The following is a 16,226-nucleotide window of genomic DNA, read 5'->3' as shown; positions in this document are numbered from 1 at the left end:
AGCATGTATAGTAAGACAAAAAAGTCACCTAAGAATATTTTCAATATCCTTAGATGATCTTGACAAGGATAAATCCTTATCTAAATGACATTGGTAAGTCTTCTTGTCTTTTTTTTATACTATACTACGTCAGCAAATGAAGATAAGAATATTATAAGGGATAAACTCACATTAGAGTTTATCCCTTATTTTTAATTATTCATAACTTTTCTGATTAAATTATAATTTTGATCACTAGCTTCAACAAAGCCGTTAACAGGTGTAGTTATATTTTGGAAATCATTAAATTTAATAAAAGCATTCTTAATAAGAGTAGCGCGCTCTGTGCTCATATTAGGACTAACAGCAATAGCATCTTTTTGTATATTGTCAGTCATAGATATAATTACTAAATCGTCTACATTAAGTCCATTAAGTTTCGCTTTTTCAAGGGCTTCATTATAAGTAGCACCAGCATCAAAAGATCCATTTAGAACTCCATCGATAACATTATCATGGCTTCCTGCAAAAGAAACATTAGAAAATAATTTATCAGGATTGATATTATTTTCTTTTAAAATATGTCTGGCATATAAGTATCCAGAAGCACTATTTTTATCTACATAAGCAAATGTCTTATTTTTCAAATCATTTAAAGTTTTAATACCAGATGATTTTTTAGCTATTATATAACCATTATAATAAGTTTTACCATTAACTCTAGGAGTAACTAGTGGTTCAACATTCGCATTCTCTCGTGCTATAACATAAGCAAATGGAGAGAACCAACCCATATCAATAGTACCTTTTTTAATTTCTTCACTAAGTGCATCGTAATCCTTAACAATTATAAGTCTTGGAACAAGGTCAATACCTTTAAAAAGTCTTTCCAAAATAGGAAGATACATTTTTTTAATATCAGCAGGAGAAGCAAATGGGTTAATTCCAATAATAACTTCATTATCTGCTTTAATGCTACTCATTTGATATTGAAGATTTTCAGAAGCTTTACTTAAAGTACCACAATAATCAAGTAATTCATCTATTTTAGCTTCATGACGTTCAATCATATCAATAGAGTCAAGGGTTTGAAGGTTTGTATCTTCAATAGTATGTGTTAAGTTACTAAGAGCTTGTTCTATATCAAAAGCAACTTGTGTATTAGATTTTGAAACATCTGTTAAATTAAGAATAGAACCTTTAATATGTCCCATAGCATTATAACTATCAGATAAAACTTCTAAAGTATCATTAGAAATAGTATCTAGCTCTTGAATAGTTTTTTTAGAATTTTCAGTTGCTGCATGTGTATCTTTAATATTAACAAGCAAATCTTTTACTATTTGCTCAATTTCTCTTGCAAATCTATCTGTTTCATCTGCAAGCTTTCTAATTTCAGTAGCAACTACTGCAAATCCTCTACCTGCTTCACCAGCACGTGCAGCTTCAATAGATGCATTTAGAGCAAGTAGATTTGTTTGACTAGAAATATCATGTATGTATTCTACGAACTTATTAATATTGTTAGAAGAATCGTGAAGTTTTAAATTTGTTTGTAAAGAAACATCTGAAATCTTTTTCATTTCTGATAACAAAGAAAGTGTAGTAGTAATTGCATACTTACTCTTTTCAAGTATAGCAAGTGTATCATTAGTTTCCACCTCTACAGTCATAATACTTTGATCAATTGTTTCACAACTCGATACAACTTCATGAATTCCTGATTCGACAGTTTCTATACAAGCTAAATTTGTTGTAGAAAAGTCAGAGATAATCCTATTTTTTTCAACTAAATGAGAAAAGGCTTCTTTACTTTGTTTAGAAATCCATAAAAGATGTTCTACATCAAATCCCATAGTTTCAATCATAGAATGGATATTTTGATAAACCTGTTCTTGACAGTTTAATGAGTCATCACTAGTAGTTTCTTGTGAATTAGAATCTAAAGTATCACAATAATAGAAATAAATTAAAGTTAAAATAAAAGTAACTAAGAATATAATGAGTTTTAAGGTATTGCTTTCAACTAAAAAAACTAAGAATATACTACTAAAAGTAGCTAATAAAATTGGTGGTAAATATTTTTTTATTCTCATAATTCTCTCCCCCTAATCTTGTTAAATAAATATCACAAGACCATTAATTATATATGATTATCGCATAAAGACTAAGTAAATTCAATAAATAATGAAGTCGATTACTTGATGATCTTCATAGAGTTTATGCGGTTTTCTGTAGTTTTTAGACTTATATTATTATGTAAAAAAATATAAATTAAGTAAAAATAAGAAAATAATTTTTTGAAACATATAGTTAAATAAAAGGTAATATTAAATATATATGGTACTTTATTCAATAAGTATATAACAAATTCATCGTTAAATAAATGGTTTTTAGTTATAAATTTGTTATATGGAGATTTTATTTAAAAAAAATTAATATTAAAGTAATAAAATGTAATTTCAGAAATATTTGATGCCGAAATATTTAGAATTTTGTTTAAAAATGTCTTTATAATATAAAGTAAATTACATTAATAGACGAAGTAAATAATGTAAGGTAAATAAATATAGCAAAAATATTGAATAATATAGATTTGAAAGTAAATTTTGGGTTGAATTTTATTAATAGTTAGATATACAAGTAAATTAATAAATTGGTAATAGTGAATCGAAATATAATAGATAATTACTACGTAAGACAGAAAAAGAGAACAACAGTGTATTAATTAGCACAATGCGATAGATTAAAAATTTATTAGTAGATTAGACAACAAAGGAGTAGTGGATTAATGTGAATCAAAAAAATAATTCAATTATTAGAAAGTTAACAATTCCAATGATTATAGCATTACTTACACAATCCATATTTTATGTAATTATAATTTTATGTAGTGGCACATTACAAAGTCTTAAGAATAATGAGTTTGAAACATTTAATGAAACAGTTACATCTAGGAATAATTACTTAAATAATGAGATGTTAAATCATTGGTCTAATATTGATGAATCAGAAAAAAATATTAATGGAATTATTCTTAAAACATTAGAGGTGAATAACTTAAAAGTAAAGGATTTAGATAGTGATTCTGAAATTAAATCAGAAATATTAAGTAATGTTTCAAAACCATTAATGCATATGATAGGAGAAAATCATGTAAATGGTGCATTTGTAATACTTGATGATAAAACAACTAATACATATAATAATACAGTTGAAAAATCAGGGATTTATATTAAAGATTCAGATCCAATTAAAAACTCACTTGATAATTCAGACTTGCGTGTAAAAGTAGGGCCAAATGAAGTTTCTAAGAAAATGAAAATTTCATTAGATTCTTCTTGGACTAATAATTTTCACTTAAATAAAGATATGGATTTTTTTTACAAACCAATTAATGCAGCCAAGCAGTATAAAGATCTTCCGTATAACGATTTAGGGTATTGGAGTAATATAGCTGGATTAAGTGATGCTTTACAGCCTAGTATTACATATACAGTACCATTATTAGATAATGAAGGAAACCCATATGGAGTACTTGGGGTAGAGATTGAATTAGAATATATGAAAACATTGTTACCCTATAACGAAATGGATTCTAATAAAAACGGCTCATATATTATTTGTGTAGATACTAATAATGATATGAAATTTAAAAATGTCGTATCAAATGGAACTATAAAACTAAAAGGGATTGAAGGATTAGAGAATATAACATTTGAAGATAAAGAGGTTTATAAAGATATTTATGAATTACAAGATGATGAATATATAAAAAATACAACATATAGCAATATAAAATATTTTAATTTGTATAATTATAATACACCATTTAAAAATGAAAAATGGGCACTTGTAGGAATTATTGAAAAGGATAGTATTTTATACTATATAAATAGATTTAAATATTTCCTAGTTTTAGATTTAATCATATCAACACTAATAGGTATTTTAATTGTTTATATAGCAGCCAATAGGGTTACTATACCTATTAGAAATTTAGCAAAGAAAGTAAGGGAAGATGATCCATTAAATCCATTAGTACTTGAAAAGATAAATATATCAGAAATAGATGATTTATCTCTAGCAATTGCAAATTTAAGGATTAAAGCTACAGATTCAGCATCAAAGTTATCTCAAATTATAGGACTTTTAAATATGCCTATAGGAGCATTTGAGCATAAAAAAGATGAAGATATGGTATTTTGTACAGAAGCTTTTTTTAGTGTAATAGGTATTGATGATATAAATAGACATGAAGCATATACACATAGAGTATTTTTCAAAGAAATATTAAAGATAATAACTACTAATCCAGAACCGGATTTAGATAATGTTTATAAAATAGAAAAAGAAAATAAGCAAGATATGTGGATAAAGTTAACTATATTTGAGGATGAATCTAAAATGTTAGGAGTAGTCATAGATGTAACACAAGAAGTATTGGAAAAATGTAAGATAGAATATGAAAGAGATTATGATATATTAACTAATCTTTTAAATAGAAGAGCATTTTATAACAGAGTAAATAAAAAATTACAAGAAGATATTGAGATAGCGGCTTTTGTTATGTTAGATTTAGACAACCTTAAATACGTAAATGATACATATGGACATGACTATGGGGATAAGTATATTAAAAAAGCTGCAATAGTACTTGAAGAATTCACAGAGCACAATGGAATAGTATCACGAATTTCTGGTGATGAATTTTATGTTTTCATACATGGATATGATGATAAAGATAAGATAAGACAAATAATAAAGAGAATACATAAGAATATGAAACAATCTAGTATTATTTTACCTGATAATAATGAGTTAAAGATAAGGGCATCAGCAGGGGTAGCTTGGTATCCTGATGATTCAACAAAGTATGAGGAGCTTACAAAGTATTGTGACTTTGCAATGTATAAGATTAAAAATACAGCAAAGGGAAACTTAAATGAATTTAATAGGGATGACTACAATAAAGATTCATTTTTATTAAGTAGTAAGGAAGAGCTAAACAAATTGATAGATGAAGAATTGGTGAAATATGCATTTCAACCAATAGTAAATGCAAATACAGGAGAAATTTATGGATATGAAGCATTGATGCGTTCACAATTAGATACATTAAAGAATCCTCTTGATATAATAAGACTTGCAACTTCTCAATTTAGATTATATCAAATAGAACGACTTACATGGTTTAAAGCACTTGAAAGCTTTGTAGAGTATAAAGAAGAATTTGGGGAAGCAAAAATATTCCTTAATTCCATTCCAAACTATGTGCTGTCTGATGAAGATTTAGATGAATTTAAACAGCTGTATAGTCCTTATTGTAGCAAGATAGTTTTAGAATTACTTGAAAATGAACGTTCTAATGGAGAACATACTGCTAAGAAAAGAAAGTTAATTGAAGAGTGGGGAGCAAAAATTGCATTAGATGATTTTGGATCAGGATATAATAATGAAGCACTATTATTAGAAATTACTCCTGACATTGTAAAAATTGATATTTCAATTATAATAGGAATAGATAAAGATTTAAATAGACAACAAATTCTGCAAAATATTATTTCATACTCAAAACAAAGAGGAATCAAAATATTAGCTGAAGGAATTGAAACAAAAGGAGAATTAGAAAAAGTAATAGAATTTGGAGTAGATTATATACAAGGATATTATTTAAGTAAGCCTGAATTTATTCCTCCAAAGATAAGTGAAAAATTAGTTAAAGAAATTCTAGATATAAATACTAAGCTGTGTTAGTATGTAAAATAATTGTATTTTAAGACAAAAAGGAAGATCACTATGGATAAAAATATAGAAATGATGAAAAAGATTATTGAAGAAAAAAAGAAAAAAGGACTAACTAAGAATAACAAGACAGCGGAAAGAAGTATTGGAAGTGCTTCAAAAGGAAAGAAAAATAAGAAACCAGGCGGGGTATTCGATAAATAGTTTCAAGAATTAACACAAAATCTATATAACTCCTTCTTATACTAATTGAAAATATAGTATAAGGAGGAGTTATGTTTTTTAATAGGCCTAAAGAAATATTAAAACAGCACCAAAGTTAAAAATCATGAAATTTATGGTCTATAGTTAACGGATAAAAATGTATAATAAATTAGAAAAAGAAAGAAAACAAAAGATAATTTGATAAATGTTGAGCAATTCATACTTTTTTTGTTGAAATTAAGCTTCTTATAAGGTGGAGAACATATGTACGATGATGCTATAATGATATCAGAAATGATATGAAAGGTGGTTAACTTTTTGGAAAATAATACATCAAAAATAACATTAAAAGAAGTAATGGATATGGAGTTAGCGATTGAGAAGGCAGCAAAAAAACTTGTGAATTCAAGTGATAAAGATAGATTGAATGATAATAAATTATGGTGGAAAAAAAGATCTTTATACGAAGGTGCCAATATGCTTAGCAGTGCAGAAAAACGTGGAGAAGAACGTGGAAAAAAACAAAAAGCGTTAGAAGTTGCAAGTAAATTATTATTAATGGGTTTAGAATTAGAAGATATTTCAAGCGTTATAGGATTATCAATTGATGAATTAGATAATTTAAAAGCATAATAAAATATATAAATAAATACATCTGTTTTAATATCAACACAGTTTTAAAACAGAGCCAAAGAAATATAAAAATTAAGGTTAATTTAAGATATGATTCATATAAATTTTGGCAATAAAGTAGTATAATTATAAAAATAGAATATATTAAATTGTTTGGATATTTAATATATTCTTAATGCTAGCATCTGAAATAATAAAAAGTTAAAGATGGGGACAATATTTTGAGTCAGGCAAGAAGATAAGTTCTTATTATAGTTGTTTCTATCAAAGGGTTATATCCATTCACTATGGCGAAAAATAGACTAATATACTAATTAATTATTTTTTGAAGATGCTTTAATAATATTTAGGGGGTAATAAAATGAAACTTAAAAAAACATTATCAATTATTATGGCTGCTACTGTAGCTATGTTTACAATCTCAGGATGTAGTGAACAAACACTTAATTACTCAAAAGAACTTAACAATATGGCTAAATGGGAAGCAACAACTTCTAATTTCCAAGGAGAAGTTAATGTTGATGTAATGGGACAATCAGATAAAATAACAGTAACTGGTACAAGCTATATCAAGGGAAAAACTCAAGGATATATGGAATTTAAATTTAATGATCAAGCAGGAAAGATTAATATTCCAGAATTAAAGATGTATATAGACAATGGAGTAAGTTATATTAATAAAGCTTATTATGAAAGTAACTTTACTTCACATGGAATGAGCGTACCAACAGGATTAGCTAATGTACAAGCTGAATATATAGGCATTAATTCAGGCCTAGATATGGCAGAATTAACAAAAATGTCAACATCACCTGCTGATGCTTTAGCTAAATTAAGCAAGAGTGTGTTTGGAGATAGCAATATTGATTTACCTTTCGTTCAAAATGGAAGAGAATATACTATGAATTTTGATGCAAATCAAGCAATTGATCTTACATCAAAAACAGTTAAAGCTATATCAAATAACTTAGATAATATTAATACTACTTTTAAGCTAGGATTAAATGCTGAAATGCTTCAATCTGCTAAAACTGCTATTAATGACCCTGCTTTTGATACACAATTAAATCAAGCTAAAACATTATTAGAAGGATCAACTATTAGTACAAAAGAAACTTTTAGTGATAATCAATATAAAGCAGATATAAACATGAATTTACAAATTAAAGATATGGGCAAAATAACAGGTAAAATAACTTCTACAAGTGATAAGAGTGAAGTAAAAGCTGTTGAAATCCCAACTAGCAAAGTTATGTTAACTCAAGATGAATTTGCAAAATTAATGATGCCAGAAAAGGCAACATTAGAAAATCAAAGTTCAACAAAATAAGTTTCAACTTCTGTGTTAAAATAAAAACATAGATTAACATTTTTAGTATGTATAGCCTTATGAGCACGTAAAAGTGTTCATAAGGCTTTTTTTTATAAATAAAATTTTACATAAATATCTATTAGTAGACATAAAAAGCCAATAATGGTATACTTTAGACAAAACTTAATATGAAGATAGCAAGTGTAGTACTCTTTTGTACTAACTTAAAAGGGAAACGAGTGAAAATCTCGTATGGTGCCGCCACTGTAAGGTAGAGCATGTGTTAATATGCCATTGGGAAACTGAGAAGGCAACACAGGCAATGAAACTAAGTCAGGATACCTGCTTGCATATCAGTACAATTCCTTTACGAGCCATAAAGAGAGTACAAATAGACATAGTATTATTATGTTCATTTTTTTGAATGTCTATAATTACATAAATACTGTGAATTTTTAAATTCTCTCAATGGTTAGTTTTGGGGGATTTTTTTTATGTTTAAATTACATTTTAGAAATGGGGATAATAATGAAAATGAAAAAAGTAATATCATTATTAATAATAATGATGATGGCATTCACTATGTTAACAGGATGTGGACAAAATGCAAAGACAGGACAATCAAAAAACGATATAAGAATTGAGACAAAAGCAGCTGACTATGGTGAGGTAATTATTGAAAATGGGGATCGTAAAATCGTATTTACACAAATGCCTAAGAAAGTACTTTGCTGTAATACATATAGTGCAGAAAATATGATTATGCTAGGACTAGGTAAATATATTGTTGGTAGAAATGTAATAACAAATCCAGCAGAAGTACCAATAGATGCAATTGCAGATGAATTTAATGCAATTCCTGAAATTGAAAAATCTCATGAACTAGCAGTGGCTTCTGAAGCAGATTTACTAATAGGTCAAGTGAGTGCATTTAAGGATAGCAGTTGGGGATCATATGAAATGTTTAAAAGTAAAGGAATTAACTGTTATACCACTTCAGGCACAATTGCAGAGGATGAAACTATTGAAAATGTTTATTATGACATTGAGGTTTTAGGTAAAATATTTAAAGTGGAAGATAGGGCAAAGGCTTTGATTGATGATATTAAGACTAAAGTTGATAATGTTTCTAAAACTGTTGGGAATATTCAAGATTCTGATAAAAAGAAAGTATTTGTAATGGATTCATTTAAGGATAATGAGATTTATACTACTTCAAAAGGCTTACAGAGTAATTTGATTGAGCTTTCCCATGGTATAAATTGTACTCGTAATATGGCAGATTCTCGTTGGTTTAACACAAGTGTGGAAACTATTGTTGATACAAATCCAGATTATATTATCTTTAATGATTATGGGAAACAAACTATAGAGGAGAAAGTTGCTTTTATTAATAATAATCAGGCTTTAAAGGATGTTACAGCAGTCAAAAACCAAGCATATATTATTCTACCATTAGTTAGCGTAATGCAGGATGCTAGAGCTGCAAGTGCTTGTGAAACCATTGCACATAATTTATACCCAACAAAGTTTAAATAACAAAGATGTAGCGGGTGGTTATAAACTATTCGCTACATAGCATTTTAGGAGGAAGTTTATGATAGGAATTAAAAATAGACGGGGGTTAGTACTTATCCCATTACTTATTTTTGTGCTATTAACTTCAGTAATTGCAACAATTAGTATTGGGTCTGCTGATGTACCTATTAATAAGGTGTATAGAGTACTTTGGGATATTATTTTAAATGATGGGCAAGGCGTGAAAAATGGATTATGTTCTACAGCACATTATCATATTATATGGGATATTCGTTTGCCACGTGTCATTATTGGAATACTATGTGGTGCAGGGCTTGCAACATGTGGAGCTGTGATGCAAGCACTAGTATTAAATCCAATTGCAGATCCGTATGTTCTAGGGGTATCCTCTGGCGCATCAGCTGGAGCAGCATGGGCACTACTTATGCCATTACCATACTTTGTAGGTCAGCATCAGGTAACTGTTACTGCAATGCTTGGTGCAATGATTGCTTCTTTTTTTGTGTATACAATGGCTAAAATTGGGAGCGGAGGGAAGCTTAAGCCTGTCACACTAATACTATCTGGTACAGCTATTAATGCAGTGATGAGTGCTATAACCAGCCTACTTATTTTTATGGCAAAGAGTCATGAAAGTATTTCAGCAGTATATAATTGGCAGATGGGTAGTATAGCTTCTGCACAATGGTCAACTCTGCCGTTGCCAGCAATAGGAGTTATCTTTAGTATTATAGTATTTATTAGATACGGTGTTAAGTTTAATCTTATGATGATGGGTGATGATGATGCAATAGCATTAGGTATGAACGTAAAATTCTTTAGAACGATAATGATGGCACTAGTTGCGGTTGTAGTTGCAACGCTTGTATCTGTTACAGGTATTATAGGTTTTGTGGGTTTAATGATTCCACATATTGTACGATTAATTGCTAAAACTAGTGATAATTCTAGTATTATCTTACTCAGTGCTATTGTAGGCGCAATCTTTCTTATCTGGGCAGATGCTGGTGCTAGAGGCTTTTTTGGTGCAGCAGAATTACCACTTGGTATTATTACAGCTTTTATTGGTGCGCCATTCTTTTTATATCTAATGGCAAAAAAAAGCTATGGAGGGAAGATGGAATGATAATAGATTTTAAGGAAATAGATGTTGTAATTGGCAATAAGCAAATTTTAACGCATGTAAATCTTAGAGCCCAGAATAATAAAATAACAGGAATAATAGGGCCAAACGGTAGTGGTAAATCTACATTAATAAAAACATTTTTTGGTTTAGTTTCTAAGAAAAACGGAAAAATTTTATTGGATGATATAGATGTTTCTAACTTATCGAAAAAGGAGATTGCAACATATGTGGGATATGTAGGACAAGATTCTGCTTGTATATTTGATTTTTCAGTACGTGATGTGGTATCTATGGCATTATATCCTAGAAAAAAGATAAAAGGTGGAATTTCTTCAAGAGAGTGCGTAGATAATGCTCTCGCTGAATTAGAACTCAACAATATAGCAGAAAGGAATATTCAAACACTATCTGGTGGTGAACGAAAGATGGTATTTCTAGCTCGTGCAATTGCACAGGGCGTAGATACAATTATTTTAGATGAGCCAACAAATCACTTAGATATTAAGCATCAACTATTTATATTAGATTATCTAAAGAAAAGTAAAAAAACAGTTATAATTGTTCTACATGACCTTCAATTAGCAACACATTATTGCGATGAATTATATTTATTAAAAAATGGGAAAAATATTGCAAATGGTATACCTATTGAAGTTTTAAGTGAGAAAAATATTAAGAATGTATTTGATGTTAGTGGCATGGCAGTATTAGATGAAAGTAATAAGGTAGTCTTTAAATTGAATATATAAATGATGAAAAAGATTAGGCACATGAAAGAAAATAATAGACAAGTATATTGATCTATTATTTTTTTCATGTGTCTTATTGAAGAAAATAATAAACAAAAAGTCTAGGAAAGTATTTGATAACTAGCGTTGAAGATGCTTAATTATATTATAAAATCCGTATAACTCCTTTTTATACTAATTATAAAATATAGTATGAAGAGGAGTTATTTTATTAAGGAAAGACTATATGTTATTTTATTTTCAATTTGGATACAAATATATACTCTTTAATAAAAAATATTTTTCTAAAGTTATTATAAATATATATGTTCTAATTAAGTTAATACATTTATAATCTTTTATATAATTTTTATAGAAAATTATATCTTTAATTAACAATATCTAGTTAGAAGCATATAATTTTTAATGGCTGTGATTAAGTTGACTTAAATGGGGATATCTTATTTAAAATAAAGAAAAATGTGGATAAATTTAAAATTATTAATTACAGATAACTAAGATGGATTTTCTCAAAAAGAGTTAAATAAGTTGGGAAATTAATACTTCAAACTTTATACAAGAATTTTACATATATGATATAATTATCAATAAAATAAAGACGAAAAGACTGATGAGTTATTTATTTGGAGATGCCTAATTTAAATAGTAATTTTTTAAGAGCAATATTAAGGGGGGGAATATACATTGTATTATATGTTGGTATTAATTATGGGACTAGTTATAGGAAGTTTTTTAAATGTATGTATTTACAGGATTCCAAGAGAAGAATCAATTTCTTATCCACCATCTCACTGCGGAAGTTGTGATCATAAGCTTAACCCACCAGATTTAGTGCCTGTATTTAGTTATGTTTTTCTAAAAGGAAGATGTAGATATTGCAGAGAAAAAATTTCTATGAGATATCCAATTATAGAAATGTTGAATGCAGTATTATATTTGCTCATATATTTAAATTTTGGATTTACCTTAGAATTTTTCAAATATTGTATTTTAGCATCACTTTTAATTGTTATAGGAATTATTGATTATAATACTCAAGATGTTTATATGTCTACTACAATTTTTGGAGTAATAGTTGCAATTATTTTCATATTTATTCAAATGATACTTTACAAAACAGAAATTATGAATTTCATTTTAGCAGGAGTTGTAGGATTTGGAGTTATAGGGTTAATTGTATTCTTAACCAAGGGTATGGGCGAAGGAGATATTGAAATAGCTTTAGTTTGTGGATTATTTTTAGGAATTAAGGGGATTTTGTTAACATTATTCTTAGCGATTGTTATAGGTGGAATAGTTGGGGGGATTATATTAGCTCTTAAACTTAAAAGTGCAAAAGAAAGTATGGCATTTGGACCTTGTTTGGCTATTGGTGCTATGATTGCAATTTTGTGGGGAAACAAAATAATAGAATTATATATTGGGTCTATATAGAATGGTTTTAAACTAATAATAAAAAAATTAACAATTTTAAGATTATTAGTTGTTTTATGGAAAAAAAGATAGTATTATTTAATTATAAAAACAGAGACATATACACGACATGCTATTTATAAGGAATTATTTTTTTATGGTTAAAGAAAGAATTTAGAGCATGTCATTTTTTTTATCTTGATTTAACTTGTTTTAGTTAGATTCAACTTATTTAGTGCATATATGATGAATCTTTGGTCTATTATTTTCTTTCATGTACCTTAAGTGATTATCAAGTATAATATCAAACTTGATAATTAAGTATAACTTTAAGATAAAGAAAAGAGGTGGGTATTGCATGGCTAATGAAAAGAAAAGATTGGGAAATATTCTTGTGAATGCAGGTAAAATAACTAGTTATCAATTACAAGATGCATTAAAATCTCAAAAGATTCTTGGAAAAAAACTTGGTGAAATACTTGTAGACAGTAAGATAATAACTGAGGATGAAATAATAGAGTCAATAGAACAACAAACAGGTATCAAAAAAGTAGATTTAAATACTATAAGCTTTGATAAAAAGGCAATATCTATCATACCTCAGAATTTATGTAATAAATATATATTAATACCTTTTGGTTTTGAAAATAATAAGATAAAAGTTGCACTTGCAGATCCACTAAATATATTTGCAATAGATGATGTTGCAATATCTACTGGGTTTGAAATAGAGTCATATATATCTAAAAAAGATGATATTAGAAAATTCATAGAAGTATATTATAGCAGTCAGCAAGTCAGTATGGCAGCTAAGCAACTAGCTAAAGAAAGCTCTCAATCAAAAAATACAAAGAATAATGTGGAAGATATTGATGATGTAAAAAATGCTCCAGTTGTTAAAATGGTAGATTATTTATTTAAAAATTCAATAGAAATGAAGGCATCAGACATTCACATAGAGCCATTTGAACATGAAATAAGAATAAGATATAGAATAGATGGACAATTACAAACAGCTAATGTCCTTGGAATAGATAGTTTAGGACCATTAGTCACAAGAATAAAGATACTTGCAGGGCTAAATATAGCAGAGAAAAGAATACCCCAAGACGGAAGAATAATGATTAAGATAGGAAATCAGGACATAGATCTTAGAGTTTCTATACTTCCAGTAGTTAATGGAGAAAAAATAGTTATAAGAATTTTAAATACAGCTAATTATAAAGTAGGAAAAGAGAAGCTAGGAATGAGTGAAGAAAATCTTGCAAAGTTAGAGAGAATAATATCAAATCCTCATGGAATAGTTTTAGTTACAGGTCCAACAGGAAGTGGAAAATCCACAACCTTATATACAGTTTTAAGTGAGCTAAATTCTAATAATGTTAATATAGTCACAGTTGAAGACCCTGTAGAGTATACGTTAATGGGCATAAATCAAGTAAATGTAAATACGAAAGCGGGACTAACATTTGCAAGTGGTCTTAGAAGTATACTAAGGCAAGATCCAGACATAGTTATGATTGGAGAAATTAGAGATAATGAAACAGCTGAAATTGCAACAAAAGCAGCGATTACAGGTCATTTAGTATTAAGTACCTTACATACTAATGATGCACCTTCATCAATTGTAAGACTAGTAGATATGGGAATTAAGCCATATTTAGTTTCTACCTCTGTTGTTGGAATAATGGCACAAAGATTGGTTAGAAAGATATGCGATAAATGTAAAAAATCTTATGAAGCTAATGAATATGAAAAAGAAATACTTGGAATTGATAAGGACAAGCCATTAACTTTATATAAAGGTAAGGGTTGTGGATATTGCAATAATACAGGATATGTTGGAAGAATCGGAGTTTATGAGGTTATGGAAATAACAAGAAAACATAGAGAAGCTATAAATTCAGGAGAAAATTCAGATGTACTTAGGGATATTTCAGTACAAAATGGTATGACAACTTTAGGAATGGAATGTAGAAACTTAGTAGTTAAAGGGGTAACAACTATGAATGAGCTTGCAACAATAACACTTATAAAAGAATAGTAAAGGTTATTAAGTTTAGAAGAAGTCATTAAAAAGATACTGTTAGATAATAAATAAGGCATATGAAAGAATATTCGCCTGTAATACTAATTTAGAGGGGTGTAACTAGATGGCTAATTTTAAATATAGAGCAATGAACTCAAATGGGGAAAAGATTCATGGAGAGCATGAAGCAGACTCTAAAGGGGAAGTTATAGAATTTATATCATCTAATGGATACTATCCTTTAATGGTAGAAGAAATAATTGAAAGTACTAAAATTGAATTTAAATTTAACAACAAAGTAAAGCTTAAGGATATTTCTATTTTTTGTAGGCAATTTTATACAATGTTAAATGCAGGAGTACCGATATTAACTTGTTTAAATATATTAGCTACTCAAACTCAGAATAAAAAGTTAAAAGACGCAATATGCGAAGTTGAAGATGATGTAGAAAAAGGTGGAGTATTATCAGATGCTATGAAAAAGCAGATAAATATTTTTCCAGAACTTTTAACAAGTTTAGTAGAGGCTGGAGAAGCAAGTGGTAACTTAGATAGCATAATGCTTAGAATGGCTAATCACTATGAAAAAGAGAATAAGATAAATAATAAAGTTAAAAATGCTATGATTTATCCAATTATATTAAGTATAGTTGCACTTGGTGCTGTTGTATTTATTCTGACTTATGTAATGCCAACATTTATGGTAATTTTTGAACAAAGTGGGACATCATTACCTTGGAGTACTAGATTTTTACTTGGATTAAGTGGATTTCTTCAAAATCATTTTATGGGAATTATTATTGCAATAGTAGGAATTATTATTGCAATGAAATATTATATTAAAACAGAACAAGGTTCAATTGCAGCAAGCAAGTTGAAGCTTAAAATGCCAATACTTAGGAAGCTTACTGAAATGATTATAGTATCACGATTTACAAGAACGCTATCTACACTACTTGCAAGTGGATTACCATTAGTAAAATCTTTGCAGATTGTTTCAGGTGTTGTAGAAAACAAAATAGCAGAATCAGCTTTATCTAAAGTTAAAGAAAAAGTAGTTAGGGGAGAGGGGTTAAATTCTTCAATAAAAGAAACAGGAATTTTTCCACAAATGCTTTATTCAATGATTAAGATAGGGGAAGAAACAGGATCACTTGATGACATTTTAAATAAGACAGCAGATTTCTACGATGAGGAGTTAGAAACAACTATACAAGCTACAGTTGCTATGATGGAACCAGTTCTAATAGTTGTTATGGGACTTTTAATAGGATTTATAATCATATCAATAATGCTTCCGATGTTTGACAGTTATACTAAAATGTAAAAATAAAGGGTTCTATTTAAAACCGTGTTGATATTGTTACATATTGTTCAGTGTGCTAAAGAATTAGACTTAAGAACATCTAAATGAGTATAGTCCCATTCCAGCTTGTTCCAAAAACAAGTTTTAGACAAGCAATTAATGTGACAATACTCATTAAGAGTTCTAAAAGT

11 protein-coding genes and 1 riboswitch are annotated in these 16,226 nt (G+C 28.2%); of the genes, 10 read left to right on the top strand and 1 reads right to left on the bottom strand.

The window, feature by feature from the left end; all coding sequences use genetic code 11:
- Nucleotides 1-191 precede the first annotated feature (191 nt).
- Nucleotides 192-2,075: a phosphate/phosphite/phosphonate ABC transporter substrate-binding protein gene (gene phnD, locus BM027_RS12445; protein ID WP_090092279.1), complete on the bottom strand. Its 1,884-nt coding sequence runs from the start codon at nucleotides 2,073-2,075 to the stop codon at nucleotides 192-194.
- Nucleotides 2,076-2,772: 697 nt separating this feature from the next.
- Between phnD and BM027_RS12440 the strand changes: the two genes are divergently transcribed.
- The 10 genes from BM027_RS12440 to BM027_RS12395 all read left to right on the top strand — a co-directional run bounded on the left by BM027_RS12440 (nucleotide 2,773) and on the right by BM027_RS12395 (nucleotide 16,056).
- On the top strand, nucleotides 2,773-5,736 hold the full coding sequence (locus BM027_RS12440; RefSeq protein ID WP_341465528.1) for an EAL domain-containing protein: 2,964 nt from the start codon (nucleotides 2,773-2,775) through the stop codon (nucleotides 5,734-5,736).
- Between the two features lie 42 nt (nucleotides 5,737-5,778).
- Nucleotides 5,779-5,928 carry a hypothetical protein gene (locus tag BM027_RS18255; RefSeq protein WP_090092277.1) on the top strand — a complete coding sequence of 50 codons (150 nt, stop codon included), beginning with the start codon at nucleotides 5,779-5,781 and terminating at the stop codon, nucleotides 5,926-5,928.
- Between the two features lie 318 nt (nucleotides 5,929-6,246).
- The gene (locus tag BM027_RS12430) at nucleotides 6,247-6,561 is read left to right on the top strand and encodes a hypothetical protein (RefSeq protein ID WP_090092274.1); all 315 of its coding nucleotides are present in this window, start codon (nucleotides 6,247-6,249) and stop codon (nucleotides 6,559-6,561) included.
- A 361-nt stretch (nucleotides 6,562-6,922) separates the two neighbouring features.
- The gene (locus tag BM027_RS12425; protein WP_090092271.1) at nucleotides 6,923-7,891 is read left to right on the top strand and encodes a hypothetical protein; all 969 of its coding nucleotides are present in this window, start codon (nucleotides 6,923-6,925) and stop codon (nucleotides 7,889-7,891) included.
- Between the two features lie 164 nt (nucleotides 7,892-8,055).
- A riboswitch (cobalamin riboswitch) is annotated at nucleotides 8,056-8,237 on the top strand.
- Between the two features lie 164 nt (nucleotides 8,238-8,401).
- Nucleotides 8,402-9,412 (top strand): ABC transporter substrate-binding protein, encoded by a 1,011-nt coding sequence (locus BM027_RS12420; protein ID WP_175559984.1) that lies wholly within the window; start codon nucleotides 8,402-8,404, stop codon nucleotides 9,410-9,412.
- 58 nt (nucleotides 9,413-9,470) lie between these two features.
- Nucleotides 9,471-10,538: a FecCD family ABC transporter permease gene (locus BM027_RS12415; RefSeq protein ID WP_090092265.1), complete on the top strand. Its 1,068-nt coding sequence runs from the start codon at nucleotides 9,471-9,473 to the stop codon at nucleotides 10,536-10,538.
- The gene (locus BM027_RS12410; RefSeq protein WP_090092263.1) at nucleotides 10,535-11,287 is read left to right on the top strand and encodes an ABC transporter ATP-binding protein; all 753 of its coding nucleotides are present in this window, start codon (nucleotides 10,535-10,537) and stop codon (nucleotides 11,285-11,287) included. The genes BM027_RS12415 and BM027_RS12410 overlap by 4 nt, the downstream gene beginning before the upstream one ends.
- A gap of 684 nt (nucleotides 11,288-11,971) precedes the next feature.
- Entirely contained in the window at nucleotides 11,972-12,721 is a 750-nt protein-coding gene (locus BM027_RS12405) for a prepilin peptidase (RefSeq protein ID WP_090092260.1), read from the top strand.
- 337 nt (nucleotides 12,722-13,058) lie between these two features.
- Nucleotides 13,059-14,744, top strand: a complete 1,686-nt coding sequence (locus BM027_RS12400) for a GspE/PulE family protein (protein WP_090092257.1) — start codon at nucleotides 13,059-13,061, stop codon at nucleotides 14,742-14,744.
- A gap of 109 nt (nucleotides 14,745-14,853) precedes the next feature.
- Entirely contained in the window at nucleotides 14,854-16,056 is a 1,203-nt protein-coding gene (locus BM027_RS12395; protein WP_090092254.1) for a type II secretion system F family protein, read from the top strand.
- The last annotated feature ends 170 nt before the right edge of the window (nucleotides 16,057-16,226 follow it).

It is taken from the genome of Clostridium uliginosum, from assembly GCF_900112485.1.
GTDB classification, from domain to species: domain Bacteria; phylum Bacillota; class Clostridia; order Clostridiales; family Clostridiaceae; genus Clostridium; species Clostridium uliginosum.
Note: the sequence above shows the minus strand (reverse complement) of the source record. Positions and strands in the feature narration are given on the sequence as shown.

Coding starts and splice junctions, on each gene's coding strand:
- phnD (WP_090092279.1), bottom strand. CDS start 2,075: ATGAGAATAAAAAAATATTTACCACCAATTTTATTAGCTACTTTTAGT.
- BM027_RS18255 (WP_090092277.1), top strand. CDS start 5,779: ATGGATAAAAATATAGAAATGATGAAAAAGATTATTGAAGAAAAAAAG.
- BM027_RS12425 (WP_090092271.1), top strand. CDS start 6,923: ATGAAACTTAAAAAAACATTATCAATTATTATGGCTGCTACTGTAGCT.
- BM027_RS12420 (WP_175559984.1), top strand. CDS start 8,402: ATGAAAATGAAAAAAGTAATATCATTATTAATAATAATGATGATGGCA.
- BM027_RS12415 (WP_090092265.1), top strand. CDS start 9,471: ATGATAGGAATTAAAAATAGACGGGGGTTAGTACTTATCCCATTACTT.
- BM027_RS12410 (WP_090092263.1), top strand. CDS start 10,535: ATGATAATAGATTTTAAGGAAATAGATGTTGTAATTGGCAATAAGCAA.
- BM027_RS12400 (WP_090092257.1), top strand. CDS start 13,059: ATGGCTAATGAAAAGAAAAGATTGGGAAATATTCTTGTGAATGCAGGT.
- BM027_RS12395 (WP_090092254.1), top strand. CDS start 14,854: ATGGCTAATTTTAAATATAGAGCAATGAACTCAAATGGGGAAAAGATT.